This is a genomic window from Vagococcus allomyrinae (genome assembly GCF_017829975.1).
In the GTDB taxonomy this organism is placed as follows: domain Bacteria; phylum Bacillota; class Bacilli; order Lactobacillales; family Vagococcaceae; genus Vagococcus_D; species Vagococcus_D allomyrinae.
Map to the genome: position 1 here is coordinate 316,513 of NZ_JAEEGA010000002.1, position 17,424 is coordinate 333,936.

17 protein-coding genes are annotated in these 17,424 nt (G+C 38.2%); 1 reads left to right on the forward strand and 16 read right to left on the reverse strand.

Annotated features, from left to right (window positions below; all coding sequences use genetic code 11):
- Window positions 1-132: 132 nt before the first annotated feature.
- From I6N95_RS04145 to I6N95_RS04155, 3 genes are all read right to left on the reverse strand, one after another.
- Complete coding sequence (locus tag I6N95_RS04145) at window positions 133-723, reverse strand: GNAT family N-acetyltransferase (RefSeq protein ID WP_209525090.1); 591 nt, start codon at window positions 721-723, stop codon at window positions 133-135.
- Window positions 724-774: 51 nt separating this feature from the next.
- On the reverse strand, window positions 775-924 hold the full coding sequence (locus tag I6N95_RS04150) for a hypothetical protein (protein WP_209525091.1): 150 nt from the start codon (window positions 922-924) through the stop codon (window positions 775-777).
- A gap of 118 nt (window positions 925-1,042) precedes the next feature.
- Window positions 1,043-1,768 carry a helix-turn-helix domain-containing protein gene (locus I6N95_RS04155; RefSeq protein WP_209525092.1) on the reverse strand — a complete coding sequence of 242 codons (726 nt, stop codon included), beginning with the start codon at window positions 1,766-1,768 and terminating at the stop codon, window positions 1,043-1,045.
- Window positions 1,769-1,943: 175 nt separating this feature from the next.
- On the opposite strand from I6N95_RS04155, the gene I6N95_RS04160 reads away from it, so the two are divergent.
- Window positions 1,944-2,114, forward strand: a complete 171-nt coding sequence (locus I6N95_RS04160) for a hypothetical protein (protein WP_209525093.1) — start codon at window positions 1,944-1,946, stop codon at window positions 2,112-2,114.
- Window positions 2,115-2,181: 67 nt separating this feature from the next.
- Here I6N95_RS04160 and I6N95_RS04165 read toward each other — a convergent pair whose 3' ends face one another.
- The 13 genes from I6N95_RS04165 to I6N95_RS04225 form a co-directional block, all read right to left on the reverse strand.
- On the reverse strand, window positions 2,182-2,679 hold the full coding sequence (locus I6N95_RS04165; protein ID WP_209525094.1) for a GNAT family N-acetyltransferase: 498 nt from the start codon (window positions 2,677-2,679) through the stop codon (window positions 2,182-2,184).
- A 184-nt stretch (window positions 2,680-2,863) separates the two neighbouring features.
- Window positions 2,864-3,559, reverse strand: coding sequence for a class I SAM-dependent methyltransferase (locus tag I6N95_RS04170; protein WP_209525095.1), 696 nt, complete (start codon window positions 3,557-3,559; stop codon window positions 2,864-2,866).
- A gap of 704 nt (window positions 3,560-4,263) precedes the next feature.
- Window positions 4,264-5,688, reverse strand: a complete 1,425-nt coding sequence (locus tag I6N95_RS04175) for a 6-phospho-beta-glucosidase (RefSeq protein WP_209525096.1) — start codon at window positions 5,686-5,688, stop codon at window positions 4,264-4,266.
- Between the two features lie 15 nt (window positions 5,689-5,703).
- Window positions 5,704-6,399 (reverse strand): GntR family transcriptional regulator, encoded by a 696-nt coding sequence (locus I6N95_RS04180; protein ID WP_209525097.1) that lies wholly within the window; start codon window positions 6,397-6,399, stop codon window positions 5,704-5,706.
- A gap of 14 nt (window positions 6,400-6,413) precedes the next feature.
- Window positions 6,414-7,718: a PTS sugar transporter subunit IIC gene (locus I6N95_RS04185; RefSeq protein WP_209525098.1), complete on the reverse strand. Its 1,305-nt coding sequence runs from the start codon at window positions 7,716-7,718 to the stop codon at window positions 6,414-6,416.
- 275 nt (window positions 7,719-7,993) lie between these two features.
- Complete coding sequence (locus I6N95_RS04190; protein WP_209525099.1) at window positions 7,994-8,524, reverse strand: hypothetical protein; 531 nt, start codon at window positions 8,522-8,524, stop codon at window positions 7,994-7,996.
- 528 nt (window positions 8,525-9,052) lie between these two features.
- Window positions 9,053-10,486 carry an MDR family MFS transporter gene (locus I6N95_RS04195; RefSeq protein WP_209525100.1) on the reverse strand — a complete coding sequence of 478 codons (1,434 nt, stop codon included), beginning with the start codon at window positions 10,484-10,486 and terminating at the stop codon, window positions 9,053-9,055.
- Complete coding sequence (locus I6N95_RS04200) at window positions 10,479-10,925, reverse strand: MarR family winged helix-turn-helix transcriptional regulator (RefSeq protein WP_209525101.1); 447 nt, start codon at window positions 10,923-10,925, stop codon at window positions 10,479-10,481. Before I6N95_RS04200 ends, I6N95_RS04195 begins: the two co-directional genes overlap by 8 nt.
- Before the next feature lie 752 nt (window positions 10,926-11,677).
- Window positions 11,678-12,298 (reverse strand): DUF1989 domain-containing protein, encoded by a 621-nt coding sequence (locus I6N95_RS04205; protein ID WP_209525102.1) that lies wholly within the window; start codon window positions 12,296-12,298, stop codon window positions 11,678-11,680.
- Between the two features lie 187 nt (window positions 12,299-12,485).
- Window positions 12,486-13,088 carry a helix-turn-helix domain-containing protein gene (locus I6N95_RS04210; protein WP_209525103.1) on the reverse strand — a complete coding sequence of 201 codons (603 nt, stop codon included), beginning with the start codon at window positions 13,086-13,088 and terminating at the stop codon, window positions 12,486-12,488.
- Window positions 13,089-13,661: 573 nt separating this feature from the next.
- The gene (locus tag I6N95_RS04215) at window positions 13,662-14,573 is read right to left on the reverse strand and encodes a GNAT family N-acetyltransferase (RefSeq protein WP_209525104.1); all 912 of its coding nucleotides are present in this window, start codon (window positions 14,571-14,573) and stop codon (window positions 13,662-13,664) included.
- A 116-nt stretch (window positions 14,574-14,689) separates the two neighbouring features.
- Complete coding sequence (locus I6N95_RS04220) at window positions 14,690-14,950, reverse strand: CD3324 family protein (protein ID WP_209525105.1); 261 nt, start codon at window positions 14,948-14,950, stop codon at window positions 14,690-14,692.
- A gap of 462 nt (window positions 14,951-15,412) precedes the next feature.
- Window positions 15,413-17,424 (reverse strand): MucBP domain-containing protein (locus I6N95_RS04225; protein WP_209525106.1); only part of this gene is annotated, 2,012 nt, incomplete at its 5' end.

Consider the following 17,424-nt stretch of genomic DNA (forward strand, 5'->3'; position numbering starts at 1 on the left):
GTTTTTGCTAGTTTAAGTTAACACAAAGAAGTAGCGCCATCCTTGATGATGGCGCTACTTTGATTGGTAATTTTGAACACTCTAATCCAAACATAACGTTACCATTCCGTTTGAATTTTGACATTGCCCAAATTAGCGAGAGAATATCTGAAACATCTCCCCTCGATCTATTGTCTTAGTCAATCGGTATGATGGATGAAATAACTTAGTCGGTTGATAGAATTCTTTTCCCGTGTAACAAAAGCCCAACTTCCTTAGAAGTTTTTGAGAAGAATAATTATCAGGATGATGACCGGCGAATAATTCTGTGGCATCCAAATCAGAAAAGGCGTAATTAATGACTGATCTAGCAGCCTCCAGCGCGTATCCTTGTCCCCAATAGTCTTTTTTTAAATGAAAGCCTAATTCATACACATTATTAATAGCATCATGCATCCTCAGCCCACAAACTCCTACAAATTCATCAGAATTCTTTTCAAAGATTGGCCAGTACTGAACTTGATATTTTTCTTGCTGCTTTATCTCATTCTTTAACCTATTTTCCACATCTTCTTTAGTAAATTTACCTGATGCGCTAATGAACTTCGTCACCTCAGAGTCTCCCCACAATACCATAGCATTTGTGAGGTCATCCTCTGACCACTTAGAGAAAACCAAGCGACTTGTCTCTAAAAAGATAATTGGTTTCTTTTTATCATTTGATGGTATCGGCTTATTTTCCATTTTACCTCCTAATCACTTTGTCCTTCAGCTAAAGTAAGCAAACTCGCGCCATTAATTACTTGCGACCAGTTCTTCTTGAAACGCCTTATAGAGAATATTAGCATAATCTTGTAGGCCGATGCTGATCAAAAATTCCAAAATGTCGCTACATCGCTGATAACCAGCTGATTTCCCGATCAGTTGGTTTTTTATGTTTTCCAAATATATACATCCTGTCAAATAATCAAACATATAGTTCCATTGGATAATGCGCATAATCATCCGCCAAGAGTGGTACTTTCAGCTTTTTTCTGGCTGAAAGTTTAACGGTAAAGGATGATTATTTAATGGGAACTATATAGTCGATAAATAGCAGAAAAAATAGGTTCGTGATCACTTTCTGAGGCGCCATTTTTAATTGAATTGACTCAACTAGTTTAATGAAATTATCGTATTCTGATCGTTTGAAAAAAACACCTGCTGTGACCATAAAAAAATCCAATATTTGATAGGTATTAAGGTCATTTTTTGTTCTTCGAATAATGGATTCTATCTTCACATTGAGCAAATCGGAACTGATCTCGAAACTGACATAATTAACAATGAATAATTCGTATTTTCCCCAATAATCAGCAGTTAAGAGAAACTCTATGATTTCTCTAAGGGATACGCGATGAGTATGATTGTTCATTTGAGCGTAATAATACTCCGCCAATAATTGAAAATGTCGATAACAACTTCTTTTCGTTTGATGCCACAACCGTTGATATTTTTTTATTAGTTTCTGCCACTCAAAATAAAGATTTTCAGCTGATGCCCAATCCATCTCTACTTCGAAAGTCTTTATGATACTTGAGAGTGATTCTACATTTGACAGTTCAAAAAATTCTTCATAACTGACGTTAATTTTGTCTAATAATAATAGTAAGTTAGAAACCGTAATATTACTATCTCCTCTTTCAAATTTCGAGACCGCTTGGGGGCTCATTATTCCCTCAGCCGCTTCTTTTAACTGAATTTCTTTCCCCTTTCGAAGCCTTCGATATAGTTCACCAAAATTGTTCAATGACCCAGTCCTCCTGATATTATTCTCACAAGAAACTTTAGTTTCTTTTCTAGGTGTTCTCCTACTATTTTTTTACACATGAAAGCTCTAACGCAACATAAGTTTACAATCCCCATTTGACGAGCTTGGTTGCTATATACTGTTTTTACAGATAGAAGGGAGGGAGCAAACATACATGTCAATTTTTTTATTGATCGTACTGATCGTTGTATTTGGCTTAACCGTCATTTTACAAAAAGAGAGGTCTAAAGGTAGTGACAAAAACAAACCATTAATCTTGAATTGTGTCATGATACTACTGGGATTTGCCATTGGCGTTGCCGCTTATATAGCATTTGGTGGTTAGACCAATCTGTCAGCTTTTTGCTTAGATTTAATTCATCAGCTACTGGTATGAATTAGATCTAAGTAATCTATGATGAGAGTTCTTTCTGCATCCAGATAATGCCAAATGTTCTGCCGAATTTTTCCCCAATATTTGCCAACTTTCCAAATTCAACAAACCCGTTTGATTCGTGAAACTTAATGCTTCCAACATTTTCCAGCGAAATATCTGCAATTAAGCGAGTGATGCCTCGTTTTTTTGCTTCAACCTCCAATTTGTTCAAGGCAAGCGCCCCAATTCCTTTGCCAGTATATTTGGGATGGAGAAAATACATCACCTCGGCGGCTTTTGAAAATGTGCTTATTGGGATGTAAGCCTCTAATAGACAAAACCCAACTAAGCTACCGTCTTTCGCTTCAATCGCAAAGCTACAATATGTGTCTCCACTTTCACAAAAGTGTGAGAAAAAATCCTCATTAACTAGTTGAGCTCTGTAGGCAGCTGTTGTGGTTTCAATATAATAGTTAAATAGTTCTAGCACCTCTTGTTTATGTTGCACATCGAGTTTGATAAATTCTACTTCCATTTAATCCCTCCTATTGTTTGTCAGCAACTTTTTATAGATCGTTAGTTGAAATTCGCCTAAAAGACTTCAATGGATTTTTTATATGCGCTTAGTCTTAATCACCTAAAAAATCGCTGACCGCATAACTAACCATTCCATTCCCCAAATCAGCATTCTTATTAATCTTTACGAATAACGGAACCACTCATTTATTTCGTTTTAGAAAATACTGAATCATCGGTCCGACCACTTCTCGCTTCTCTATTTTAAAATAAGGTGCTAGTATGTTTTCAAACTCGCGAATGGAGATATTAAACTGATTCGGACGGCCAAGATGTGCTTCGATCATTTTAGCTATTGTATAAATGTTGCCATTTATATCCGGGATATCAACAACTAGTTTACCATCATATTTAAGAATCCGATACATTTCTTTCACCGACATTTCAATGAATGTTTTATCAAAATATTCCAAAACGCCTATGCAGGCACCTATATCAAAGTACTCCATTTCAAAAGGCGTCTGGTGAACACTGCCCAAATACAGAGAACCTATTTTAAGTTGCTTTTTTTCGATAAACTCACGAAGCAATAATATGGTCTCTTGACTTATGTCCACACCGTAATAGGTCGACGGCCATCTGTCATAACCATTAAACATTAAATTTAAGCAACACCCTAAATCCACAAATCTCATCTCTGTCTTCGGTAATAAAAAGTCGCAAATTTCTTCACGTTGACTGTCAGAAGTTCCTTCTTCAAGACTCCATTCTTGATATGCAACAAAATCCGCGTGATTCGTAATTGACTCAGGCAAGTTCTCATACAAATTAACACCTTTTCTACCAAGCGTAATTCCTTGATCATAAGAACTGGCGATTGTCGACAAGTGCTTATCCATTTATTGTCCTTCTCTCTGTTTTTAGTCTTAACTAGACACCCACTCATCCTTCCGAAAAACTAATATCCATTAAATGAGGGTTTCCCACGCCCACTTATTCATGACTGGTTCAAATAGATTATTCACTTTTGAGACTTCTTTAGGGCTTAACCAACATAGCTTGTCATACTCTTCTGATAGTTTGAGAGCGGATCGATCGTCTGTTTTGCGAAAGTATCTCACATCTGGCAATTCTAGTATTTTTCATCTTATACAATTCTTCTTAGATAATATCAAAAAAACCATCTGTCACTTTTTTTAGAGTTAGATGGTTAAATGATGAAACAATTATTTGATTTCTGCCGCCGTCTTTTTAGCAGTGACGATTTCCGATTGTCCTTTGTTAGCCCATGATTCTTTATCTTCTTATGATACCATAATAATTCCCATCTTATAAAGATAATTTTCAATGAGCTCCATTACTAATTGGTTCAAGAACTAAATGTCGCTTTATATTTTTTTAGTGTATCTAAAAAAAAAAAAAAAAAAAGATACATTTATATAATCTTTTCACAGTTAGAAAATGATTTTTCGGTTATTAATAATGAAGTAAACCTAAGAAACAACTTGTTCCACATCAATTTTTGGCTGTGAAATCAAAAAAACAACCCCATCATCACTGACAGAGCTGCTTCATTTTTCTAGCCACCACAGGCGAATACTTTCTAGCGTTCTTCGCCATTTGTTTCAATGACTCGTTGATACCAAGAGAATGATTTCTTCTTATAGCGTTGAAGGGTTCCTTCCCCCTCATTGTCTAAGTCAACATAGATAAAGCCATACCGTTTTTTCATTTCACCTGTTCCGGCGGAAACTAAATCGATACATCCCCAGGTCGTGTACCCGATTAAGTCGACACCATCCAAACTGATTGCATCACTCATCGCTTGAATATGAGAAGATAAGTAATCAATCCGATAGTCATCTGCAACATCATGATTCTCATCCGGCGTATCAATCGCGCCTAAACCATTTTCAACTAGGAATAGCGGTTTTTGGTAGCGTTGGTAAATGTCATTTAAGGTAATTCTTAACCCTAATGGGTCAATTTGCCAGCCCCACTCACTCGATGATAAATAAGGGTTCTCTAACGAGGCAAAGGCATTTCCTGCGGTTTTTTCAGCTTCTTCCGTTTGATCCGCTGTTACTCGTGAAGAGTAATAAGAAAACGAGATAAAATCTACGGTATTTTCTGCTAGTAAGGTTAAGTCTTCTTCTGTAATATCCAGCTCAATCCCTTTTCTTTCCCATTCTTTAATGGCGTATGAGGGATATTTACCACGTGCTTGAACATCAATAAAGAAATAATTTTCCATTTCAGCTTGTCTAACTGCCCAGACATCTTTAGGATTTGGGGTTTGCGCGTAAAAGACACCGCCAGCTAGCATACAACCAATTTGCATTTCGGGATCAATTTCTTTGGCAATCTTTGTGGCAAGGGCACTGGCAACCAATTCATAATGGGCTGCTTGATATTTAACTTGCTCCTCATTTTCGCCTTCTTCAAAACAAAGCCCCGCTCCCATAAATGGCAGATGCAAAATCATGTTGATTTCATTAAAGGTTAGCCAATATTTGACCATGCCTTTGTAACGGGTAAAGATCGTCCGACATAAGCGTTCGTAACACTCGATTAACTTGCGGTTACGCCATGAGCCAAAGGTTTCAACTAAGTGCATTGGCACATCAAAGTGAGTAATCGTAATTAGCGGCTCAATGTCATACTTCAAACACTCGTTAATGACATCCTCATAAAATTGTAGCCCTTTTTCATTTGGTTGTTCATCATTGCCATTGGGAAAAATTCGTGTCCACGCCAATGAAAAGCGATAGACTTTAAAGCCCATTTCAGCAAATAACTTAATGTCTTCTTTGTAATGATGGTAAAAATCAATGCCCTTTTTAGCTGGGTAAACATGTTCATCGTCAAACTTGAAATGCTTTTTCTTCCCAGCTAAAATCTCAAACCTATCTGGTCCGATCGGCAAGACATCAACGTTTGCCAGTCCGCGACCATCTAGATCATAAGCACCTTCACACTGATTGGCAGCTGTTGCGCCGCCCCATAAAAAATTCATTGGAAAGCTCATGTTGTTCCTCATTTCTTAATTTTTTGCCGACACATACATCTTCGTTCTCTCGTAGTGATGAAAAACTTTGGAGCGATTAAAGAGCAAGCCGTTTGATAAGTATATTTTTTCATTGTTCACCAAGGTTGGCTCACCGGCTTCCAGCCCAAATAGTTCAGCATCCTCCTGAGATAATTTTTCAGCTGTCAGATAGCGATCAGCAAAGCCAATCTTCAAGTGTAAATCACTTTCAATATAATCAAAGATCGATCCTTCCGCAATTTCCTGGCCAATATAAGGGATGATCTCTTTGTTAATCATGGAGTATTCAATCATCGTCGGCAAATCATCCACATAACGAACCCGTTTAATATGATAGATGATCGTGCCAACCTTTGTCACTAATTCCTTGGCAATGTCTTCATCAGCTGCTATTTTTTCAATCGATATGACTTTTGCCGTCACTTTGGAATGATTGAACTGAGCCATACTTGAGCGAATTTGCATCACATCAATGGCACTTTCAACGGTGTTTTGTCTAATGTAAATGCCGCTACCATGAACGCGGTATAATCTGGCATTATCGACAAGCAAATCGATCGCATTGCGAATCGTGTTGCGACTTGCCCCATAAAGCTCAATTAAGACGTCTTCTGTGGGAAGTTTTTCAGTATATTTACCAGAGTTGATTGCTTCTTCAATTGCTTTCGCCACCTGTTTGTACTTTGTCAATCCAGACACCTCTTTTATTTATTTGCCATCTCTTCACTATGATACATAGAATCAAGTTTTTTTACAAATGGTAAATAGATCAGAACAGACTCTGCTAAGATTAGCAATTGGACAATGACTCCCTTAACCCCACCTAACAGGAAGCCTGACACAAGAACAGGGGTTGTCCATGGGACAGTGGCCGCCTGAAAGGGTGGCATAAAACCAATTCGAATGGCAAAATAACAAATTAAGACCCCAACAATAGGGACTAACACGAAAGGCACTAGTAAAACGGGATTAAAGACAATCGGCAAGCCGTAAATAACGGGTTCATTGATGTTAAAAATACCTGGTGTTACAGAAAGTTTGGAAATTTCTTTTAATTGAGCAGATTTTGCTACAAGTAACGCCGCAATTAACAGCCCTAAGGTAATCCCTTGGCCACCGAATTTAACGTAGACATCGATCAGTTGAATCGTCATAATTTTGGCATTGCCACCGACAACTAATTCTTTACCAGCGTTAACGATTTCTTGGTTAGCCGTTGCATTAGCCGTTAAGATGGGCCCCATAATTCCCATGACAATATTCGGTCCGTGAATCCCCGCCCAGAACATAATCGACATGATAAACGTCATAATCAAACCGCCAGGCAAGGTATCTGATAAGTTTTGTAACGGCGTTTGTAAGACTTTAAAGATCAGTTCGGTTAAAGAAACGCCTGCAAATTTATTTGACAAAATAAAGATAATCATCGACCCTGCCATAATAACCAGACCTGGAATTAAGGCTGAGAACGCACTGGTTACCCCAGCTGGAACGGTTTCGGGCATTTTGATGGTAATATTTCGTTTAAGGAAGAAGGCAAAGATTTTTGCCGTGATAATAGCGACTAAAATTGCGGTAATAACGCCATTGCCACCGGTCCAGTTTTTAGGAATAACCCCGCCGATTGATTCGCCAGCTTCGGTCATTTTAAATGAATCTGTCACAATTAAAAATGAGACAAAGGATAAAATTGCGCTGTTGAAGCCATTTACCTTTTCATTCTTCGCATAAGTATAAGAAATGGCAATAACGGCAACAATTGCTAGAACATCGAAAGTTGACCCTGATACTTGATAAAATGGTTCTTTCCAGCCCGCCCCAAAAATACTCGCCATTAACTCTCCCCAAGCTGGTAAGGGAAACTCCGCTACTAACAAGAATAACGATCCAACTAAGGTAACAGGCATTGTTAAAATAAAGCCATCCTTAATTGCGATCATCGATTTCGTGTTGACTACTTTTAAAAATTTTTCTAAAACAACGTTAAAAAAATCTTTAATTTTTTTCATAATAGATACTCTCCTTTTTCATTCCACTCTTTTATAATTCATACCAATGAATAATATTTAGGATACTCTATATAATAGAAAAAGTAAACAAAAAAAAGACAATCTACTAAAAAAGGCATGAATAGTCCATTTATCTCAACAATAAAAAACAAGACATGAACTCGTCTACTAGCTCATGTCTTGTTCTATTCAATATAAGGGTTGCTGTTATTTACACAGCCAAAATAAATTGACGTTATGCCGTAATCAATTGCCACAATGACAGGGAGTTCCTACTAACTCTTAGTTTGTGTGACCCTCAGTAACTCTATTTGCTTTTCCTCAGCTAAGTCCTCTAGGTGTTCTTCTAAATAATCATAAGCATCACGACTCGTCTTTGCTGAGCTAAATGTTTTAACTAAATCAAATGGATCGACCAACTCAATATTATGAGCCGTCAGTCTCTCTGAAAGTTCGACCAACATACTCATCTCCTCACATTCGAAATGAAAATGTGTGTCATTCTCCAATCTGATAATCAGATCTAAATTAATTCTTGTGCCTGGTGCAACAACTACTACTGTTAGTTTCTTGACGGGGTTAATCTCTACCTGACAGATCTGGTTGTAAGAGAGATCATCCAAAACGTCTTTCTTTTTGTTCGTTAGCGGTTCCGCTTCAATTATCTCAATGCCTTTTTCACGAAAAGCTAGATAGCAAAAGGGAGGGAGTTTGACTGGGATCGTCGGAAAATAGTGGCCGTCAATCTCGATGATTGCTTGTAAAATTCGCTCATTAGAAAAATGTCTAAAGGTTTGAGTGTCCATGATAAAGCCTCCTTCGTCTGTATACATTTAAATGGCAACGCTTTATTTTTTCGTTGTCAATTATTATTAAACAGGCTTTTTAACTATATAGTTCCTATTAAATAATCACTACGCAAAGCTTCGATCTCATCAAATTCTATGTGCTGAAGCACTGAGATTTGCCGTTATTCTTACGAATTTATTCGTTAGAGATAAGGGACAACGTAGTGAAGGCACTTTACCGTTAAACTTCCAGCTAGAAAAAAGCTGAAAGTATCACTCTTGAGGTCTGATTATGCGAATTATCCAATGGAACTATCTATCTGATTATTTAACACGATGTATATAGTAAACCATTCTAGGGCCAGTCTTTGTCTGAATTAATTGATTAACAGGCTCATTGTCGATTATCATTCAAGCTAATGAGTTTCCATTTCTGTCACGGGGCAGTAGTCAACGATTCTTAACCAAATCGTTAACTAGTCCACTGCACTAACACACCCACTTCTATTATTTCGCCAAAATGGTTTAGCTTTCAAAAATTTCGATCTACTTTACTTCTGTTTTGATTAACTGTCCTTCTCCGAAGAGTACATCCTTTTTCACAAAGATAATCCCCATTAAAAGCAATAGCAAACTAACCCCACTCATCCATAAAAAGGCGATATTAAGGCCATGAATGGCAGCATCACTGCCATAACTACTAACTGAATGTTGACTTACCGTGGTCATAATTCCCACAAAGACTGCTGTGCCAATCGCTCCTGAGACGGTTCTCAAGGAGGTTAACAAGGCTGTGCCATGGGCGGTTAGTTCTGGGTTGATGTAGCTAGTTCCCCAGGTAACCAACGGCATCATCAAACAACCAATGGCGATGCAACGCAACATATTATAGCCAGCTGCTACCCAGATGGGCGTACTCATTGAAATAAAGACCATTCCTAAATTACTGATAAGCATGCCACATGCGCCAAAAACAAAGAGGGGTTTAATGCCAACTTTATCATAGAGTTTCCCGGCAAAGGGGCTGATAAAGGCCATAATTAGTGAACCAGGCAGTACTAGCAAACCAGAAAGAGTCGCCGATTTCCCCAAAACTGATTGAACGTATAATGGTAATAACATGGTGGCAGCCATCATAACTAAGTAAAGAAGCATACTTCCAAGAACACTTAAGGCATAATTCCGATTACTCAAAATCCGTAGTTCAAGAAAAGGCTGATGAGACTTCAATTGTCGATGGATAAATGCAAGAGTTCCTGCAACACCAATCAGCAATAATAGCAAGACTTGAGGGCTAAAAAAGGCGTAGTGGCCAATATTGCCAATAGCCAAGGTCACACCACCAAATGCCAAGGCACTCAGAACAAAGGAGGGGCTATCAAATTTCTGTGGTTTGGTTGCTAACAAATCATCAAAAACGATGATTGACCAAATAAGTGATAGGACGATGATGACACTAGCTAGATAGAAAATCGCTGGCCAGTCCATCTTATCAACAATCAGTCCGGCAATCGTTGGAGCAATCACTGGTGCCGCGCTTAGTGATAAGCCGTACCAGCCCATAATTGCCCCACGCTTTTCAAGCGGATAAATCGAGAGCAGAATGACTTGGGCCATAGAGGTTAACAGACCATTGCCCACCGCTTGCAGGATTCTGGCCATCATCATCATTGGAAAGTTTGGTGAGATCGCGCAGAGCAACAGACCGATTAAAGCGATCACCAATCCGGTAATATACAATTTTTTTGTTGGAAAGCGAGTGATCAAAAAAGCGGTCAAAGGCATAACAATCGCCATTGACAAGGCGTAGCCACTGGTTAACCATTGGCCGGTGGTCACGCTGATGTCTAAGTCGTTAACAATTGCCGGCAAAGCCGTCGTCAAGGCCGTTGATAACATCGTCAACGCGATACAAGTAATGACGATGTTAATAAAAATCATGTTTCTTTTTTTATCCGTAAGAACGATACTTTTATTCAAATTCTGTCTCTCCCATTTCTAAATAAAATTCTTTAATTTTCAACAGCGCGTTAGCAAATTGAAGTTTTTCTGTCTCGGTTAAGTAACTTAACATGTCCACATGAACCAAGGCCTTTTTCTTACGAATAGCCTCCGCTTCGCGTTGCCCTTCCAAGGTTAAGGAAACAAAGCTCACCCTTTTATCTCGATCTGATACACTGCGGATAATCAGTCCTTTTTGCTCCAGCTTGGTTAAATTCTCACTAACGGAAGAGGGGCGAATACCTAATCTCTCTCCAATTTCTTTTTGGGTCATTTTTCCGTGACTCTCTAAAGTCAGCAGGCACTGATATTGCCCTCTAAAGGGAATTTTATTCCCGAATTTATGATCAGAATAACTCCGATTTAATTTTGAGACATCAAAAAATAATTCCACAATGTTTTCGTCTTGAACCGTCATCCTCGTCACTTCTTTCTAAATGAGTTAGTAGTACCTTTAGTATTATAATTAGGTACCTAACTATATTCAAGAAAAAGATTAGTGCGGATGTAACTTTTATTTAAAATGAGGATTATATACAATTCCTAACATTGATAGAGGATACACCAGACTGTTCTGTCAGTCGGTTGCACAGATGTCTTACTTCATTCAATTAAAAAAGCTCGCAAAAAGGCATAAGCAGATCGGTTGATTTGCTTATGCCTCTCACGAGCAACAGGCCAGCCATTCTTTATCATGCGAACTATTTACCAACTTGTCAAACCATTCGGTAAAGCAATCTCCTAGTAAATACTCGACATTCTGCAAAGTTTACTGGACGCGTGATTGCCAATCCATTTATAATCGTTGATCCCTTGATCCCTTCTCTGGATTTGGAAAATCCAGCAACTGTCGAATGATCGCTGTCTTCCCCGCGCTATTTAGTGCTGAAATCTAAAGAAGACGCTCATAATAAAGACCTTTGGAGAACTAAAACACCAAAGGTCTTTATATTATCTAGTTATAGATAGCTAATCTTCTTTAGTGGCCTTTATCTTGATTATTTCTCTTTCAAGCCCTTTTCTGCAATCATATTTTTAATTGCTTTTTGGATAAGATAAATAGTAATTCCACCAACAAATAACCCGACAGCTTATGTTGATAATCCAGTGGAACTATATGTTCGGATTATTTTACGGGATGTATATAGCTTCAAGGTTAAAGAAATCGAATCATTTGTCACCACCAGAGACCTCGGAACGGGACTTGACGATTATCTTAATTGGCGTACATTTCCCGCCATTGCAGTTGCTTTCAGATACGCTGCACGCTGCGACTGCCAGCAAGACGTCCATTTCAGCTTTTAACACCAATTTATCCCCCGGTTTTGACAAGGGCGGTTCAACAGATAATTTGCCATTTGGTAATAGTTTGGTATACATAAAGATATTAAAAGGGGTAATTTCTGCTCGTTCTTCAGCAAAAACGTCCTTTAAGGACTTGTTAATATTGGCTAGGCAATTAGGATGAGCTTTCCCCGTACCATAAAAAAAATCATACATTTCCGGCCGACAACAAGGATGCAGTAAGTCGTGTTCTTTAACATCGTCTTCAATGATCGTAAACATTTTATTGTAATGATTCGTGTAAATAGCGTCTCCAACACTTATTTTTAAACTTTCGTTACAGTCAATCGTCGCACCAGTAGATAAATATTCCTTAGAACTTATTTGATTTGTGGCGAAAAAGTCAACGACTTGTTGTCCATCTAAATCGATTACTTCAACCAGCTCCCCTTGATTCACAGGGATATTTAACCCACTTTTGGCTGCCACTATGTACTCTTTTTCCATCTTTTTTCCTCCAGACTTTCTGATGACCTTTCTATTCATTTTTACAATTGTTCTACGAGTAGGGCGCGCTAAATATTCAACCTTATTTTAACATACAGGCGTTACCTTTTACATTCCCTTGACATAATTTCTAACTGTTAATTGCTTATTTCCTACAGTTATGATTATGTCCTAGTTTTGCGTTTCATCAATTTTCTTTTACATCATAAATGACCTCAAACTCATCATTTACAATCTTGATTGGTTTACTTTGGGAATTCTTAAGAGATTCAAATTCAATTGTAAACACATTAGTATTTTTGCTAAAGGGGGCAAACATGCGATCCATACTTATGTAGATGGTTTTTGAACTATCCTGATTGTCGATATTGCAGGCCACCTCTTTATAAAATAAGCTTTTCTTAAACGTAATCACGACCTCATCACCCGTTCTTTCAGCTGATACAATATCCGAGGATGAAATATCTCTTGCTTTAAACTGAAACTTGAACATAACGACTAATAATAACAACATAACCATCGTTAAACCAGTAATCACTAGACGATGCTTTTTTTTCAACCGGCTGTCTTTCGTAAGTTCATGAACGATATCACTGTCACCTTTCAATAATTGATCAACACTAATATCAAATTCTTCACTCAAACTCAATACCATCTCCAAATCTGGATAGGAACGACCATTTTCCCAGCTGGATATGGTGCTTCTTGACACATTTATTAAATCAGCTAGGGCTTCTTGCGTCAACTGCTTACGATTTCTATTTTCTTTAATGACTTGACCAATTTTCATGTCATTCTCCTTTCTGACATTAAGTATGTAAAACTCATATTCTTACCTAATATTATACTATATGCCTTGCTAGTTATTTTCTTAAATACATACCCAATACTGACAAACACTGATAGACCAATGTTTAACGTAATGATAAGAATCTGATCATTGCATATCTGGCTGTTTTCGACTCACCCCTCTTACGTTTAGGAGGTTAAAAAAACTTATTGGGGTATGGAGTTTATCTTTATTGTAGTCATTAGCTTTGAAAGGACTCATAATCGAAGCCCAAACCATAAATAAAATAGATCATCAAACATCGGCAACAGGAGGAAGGACATCTATTGGATATGCTCCTGACGGCGCAGGATACATTCAAAAAGGCTTTAGATTATTTTAGAATTGACTACAGAATTAGCACTCATGATTATCGTCCTAGTTTCGTGGTAGAAAACCAGTTCTCATACCAATCACCATAGGGAAGGAGGGCGATCTATCCGCGTCCACTCCAAAAAACCAGTGAATAACCCTATTTGGGTAAATTCACTGTTTTTTTATAGACTTATTGCGCATTTCGCTAGCTGCTGATTGTTAAGAGGAAGATGTCCAAGCCCAATAATCATCCGTTCGTTGAGGTTCAAACCCTAGTGCCCAATAAAAAGGCTGATCGCCACCAATTAGTTGGGTGCAACCATGAACTCGAGTACGATTAATCCCTTCTGTGATTAGCGCTTTTCCTAACCCTAATCGCCGATACCACCAAACAACGCCAAGTGGCTCCAAAACAGCGATGTCTGTCTTGTCGCTAACCCAAAAGTTGGCCAATCCAGCTGGCTGTCCTTCAGGATCAAAAACCACTAAATCGAGTTCAGGTCGATAGTCCGGCATTTGGCGGATTTTTTCAAACCCTCGCTGGCCACCATCATTTTCTTGATTGTAACGAAAAGAATGGTTATGAGCCAATGCCGTGTAAAAAGGTGTTACTGTTCGCCCATCATGAATTGTGAACCCCTCTGGTAAGATCACTTCCTCTGGGTCAGAATAAGGCTTGATCAGTGTTCGCTCTTTATCTGTTGTTCGCTGATACCCTCGCTTTCGCAAAAAATTAGCAATAACTAGATCACTACTTGGCAAACATAACCGATACTGATTTTGTTGCTGATCTGCCGAAACCCGAGAGGTAAAACGCTCGGCAAACTCACACATTCTCGGCAAAAGTTCCGTGCTTTTGTCCTCATCTGAGCGAAAAAGAAAAAATGTCTCCTCCCACTGAGTTCCGCCCTCTGTCATAACCAGCGCCACAATTCCCTGTCGGTCTTCCCAAATACCACAGGTTCGTTCAAAACCACCTTCTAGCCCATTTCCGACAAAATCAATGTGCAAGCCTAAGGTAAATTGAAAACGAACGCCATCATAAGGCAGATACGCTACCTTTAACTGCCTAATAAATTGAGACACTCGACCAAAATCAGCTGATGTATAAAAGGAAAATATTGGTTTCATGCGACCACCTCGTTTCTTTTCTATTTTCTCACTATAGCACCTTCCCGCTACAAACCATATGCCTTCTTTGATTTATAAACAAAGTCGCCATACCGAAAAGGGCATGACGACTGTCTTTAGCAATAAACTATTTTTTTAATGGTTTCCTCTGACAAAAAATAACTTTCCGCCAATTGAGGGACGGTTAGACCTGATTGATAAGCTTTGATAATTGCCGAATTCCGTTCTAACAAGCGTTTTTTGGTATCCGTGTGAGTCCCCCATTTTTCATGAGCCTCAGGTAATTTGGGTATATAGACCAATTGACCTTGAACATGTTTTTGGATTTCCGTTAATAGCTCTTTAGGAAATACATCATGTGCTTTTACATATTTCATCCGTCTTCGCTCCTTATTAATGACATACATAAGGTGCAAAGTCGGAGGGAAACGTGATCTTAGATCACAGCAACGGTGTTACAAGCTCCATGCAAAGGGTTGCTTTTTTCCCTTCAACTTTGCATGGCATAATACATTCAAAAAACCGATATAACGTCTCATCATCTTGCTCACCTCCGAATAATCGTCTTTTTCTTAGTTTTAGTTTACCCGCTTTTCTTGTTTAGGTAAAGCGTTATCAAAATATTTTTAACTAAGTAGCAAAAAATAATCCTACGCGTTTGCTTTTTTAGTTTTCACTTCATCCTTATTAACTGGATGCCCCCTTTAATCTCATTACCTTTAAATAAGGTCGCGAAAAAAGCCAAAAAGATTGACCTCTCTTTGACTTTTCAGTACGCTGTTTCTTAGTGTTAGCGCTAAAGTTACCATTTTTAACTCGTTGCCCTGAATTGACTTCCACTATAATCCATCAACTAGGCTCCACGTTAGTATTCCGCTATATTCACTTGCCTTATTTCCAGGTTTTTGAGTTAGGAATACCCCTAATTTCTCTTCTGATAACCAACTCACTCTTAATGTTCCTTGTTTAATTTGACGACGCTCATAGACTTCGATACTATGTTGATTAATTGCCAATGATTGTTCATTGATATCTTTTCTAAAATTTGTGCTTCCTTTAAAAGCTTCTCCATTAGCTGCTTTTAATGGATCGTCCATCCTTACTTGTAGTGACCAATCACGGCTTAATTGATCCAATATTTCAACTTCTAAATCTTTTGCTGGATAAATATCCCTTTTTCCAAAACTAATTAGTTGATTCTGTTGACCAAAATCAATTGTTTCAGGAACAGACTGCAGTTTTAATTCACCTTTACGGAAAAGATATGTAACTACTATTGTCTTTTCTTCAAAAGGAGTGGTTCCTGTAGCATTATCCGGTATTGTCGTCAATAAATAGTCTAAATTTTCGGCTTCTACTTGCTTATTATCGGTTGCATAAGCTTCACCAAAATAATATTCTTTAGGGGCTACTGCTGGAAAAAGATCGGTGGTTGTCTCGGCAATTTTGTATTCTGTCACAACTTTAACAAGCCCCTTGCGATAGACATGGGTTAAACTCAGTCCAGTTTGAGAAATTTCTCCTGTTTCTTCACCACCCTCTGTACGATCCAATACCCAACCTTGAGATTTTAAATCAACTGCTGGATAACTATACGTTTCATTTGGTTTGCCTTTTTTATCGACTGGTGGAAACAATTCATTTCCTTCTTCATCAACGTACTTTACTTTAACTGGAACTTCTTCATACACATTCACAACAGCGTTGATCGTATTTTTTCCCAATTGTCCAGTTGAATCAGTGACTCGATAATTATATGTCGTGTCCCCCACTGGCAAATCAGAAGAGTCGTAGTCAAATTCTGCCTCAATCCAATCTTGCATGCCTGCCGAATCAGGCTTTTCCAACTTAATGGCATTGCTTGGCTTCCCACTTGCATCGTTGGCTGGCCATGATTCCGTCGATTTCTTTCGTTGCAAGTACACAAATGACGAATCTAAATCTTGCCATTTCAATGCTAATTTATATTTTTCACCTTTTAAAACAACTACCTTTTCAGGATTGTGATTGCTTTGCCATTTTATCTCTGGCGGATAAGTTGGTAAAAGAACCACGTCATAAGCAAACGTTGCTCTCTGACCATTAGCAGTTAACTTGTTTTCTGGTAACCATTTTAAGAACACTGCGGTATCCAGTTGAGTCGTGATTTGCTCATCTGCTAGAAAGGGTTTTGTTTCATGACCGTCTGCTTTAGGGTTTCCGCCAAAAGCATAATACGGTGTTCCTTGACCACTATTCATTCCCTCATATTTCCCTGCAAAATAATTGTTATATCCACCTTCTGATGTTGGCACAGTTGGAAATATCACTTTGAAACCATTTTTTTTCTCAGCTATATAGGTTCCCTTGCCTTGTCCCAATGAATAAATCGGGATATAATCATTGCCGGCTAGTTCAGTATCTATACGAATCAACCAACCAAAATTTTCAGGTGTTGCTAATTGCTGATTGAAGACTAATTCATAGACATACCTCACACCAGATGCTGTTGGAATAAGCGTCAGACGAAGCTCGTAAGAAAATTTTATAGAGCTAGTCGCAACATTCTGACTTGACACAGCTGACCTAAATTGAACGGCTGTCTTGTTATCGTTTGTTTCCTGATAATACATAGAAGCAATTGGTAATCTCCTACCGTCTGCAGCTGATAAAATATAATTACTCCTATTCCAACTAGCCCCATTCGCTGTTTCATTTGTTGCTGATATAAGATTGGTTTCATTTGTTGAATCTTGATAAGTATAGCCAAAAATGTTATTGACATTACTAGGAACTTCAACGCCGTTAATAGTCTTTTTTCGTTCTATTGAATAATTAATGTCTAACATGTTTGCTATGTTAAAGGGTTTAT

What these genes read in the sequence shown, in the direction of transcription:
- I6N95_RS04145 (WP_209525090.1), bottom strand. Translation starts at nt 723, where the DNA reads ATGGAAAATAAGCCGATACCATCAAATGATAAAAAGAAACCAATTATC.
- I6N95_RS04160 (WP_209525093.1), top strand. Translation starts at nt 1,944, where the DNA reads ATGTCAATTTTTTTATTGATCGTACTGATCGTTGTATTTGGCTTAACC.
- I6N95_RS04165 (WP_209525094.1), bottom strand. Translation starts at nt 2,679, where the DNA reads ATGGAAGTAGAATTTATCAAACTCGATGTGCAACATAAACAAGAGGTG.
- I6N95_RS04170 (WP_209525095.1), bottom strand. Translation starts at nt 3,559, where the DNA reads ATGGATAAGCACTTGTCGACAATCGCCAGTTCTTATGATCAAGGAATT.
- I6N95_RS04175 (WP_209525096.1), bottom strand. Translation starts at nt 5,688, where the DNA reads ATGAGCTTTCCAATGAATTTTTTATGGGGCGGCGCAACAGCTGCCAAT.
- I6N95_RS04185 (WP_209525098.1), bottom strand. Translation starts at nt 7,718, where the DNA reads ATGAAAAAAATTAAAGATTTTTTTAACGTTGTTTTAGAAAAATTTTTA.
- I6N95_RS04190 (WP_209525099.1), bottom strand. Translation starts at nt 8,524, where the DNA reads ATGGACACTCAAACCTTTAGACATTTTTCTAATGAGCGAATTTTACAA.
- I6N95_RS04200 (WP_209525101.1), bottom strand. Translation starts at nt 10,925, where the DNA reads ATGACGGTTCAAGACGAAAACATTGTGGAATTATTTTTTGATGTCTCA.
- I6N95_RS04205 (WP_209525102.1), bottom strand. Translation starts at nt 12,298, where the DNA reads ATGGAAAAAGAGTACATAGTGGCAGCCAAAAGTGGGTTAAATATCCCT.
- I6N95_RS04210 (WP_209525103.1), bottom strand. Translation starts at nt 13,088, where the DNA reads ATGAAAATTGGTCAAGTCATTAAAGAAAATAGAAATCGTAAGCAGTTG.
- I6N95_RS04215 (WP_209525104.1), bottom strand. Translation starts at nt 14,573, where the DNA reads ATGAAACCAATATTTTCCTTTTATACATCAGCTGATTTTGGTCGAGTG.
- I6N95_RS04220 (WP_209525105.1), bottom strand. Translation starts at nt 14,950, where the DNA reads ATGAAATATGTAAAAGCACATGATGTATTTCCTAAAGAGCTATTAACG.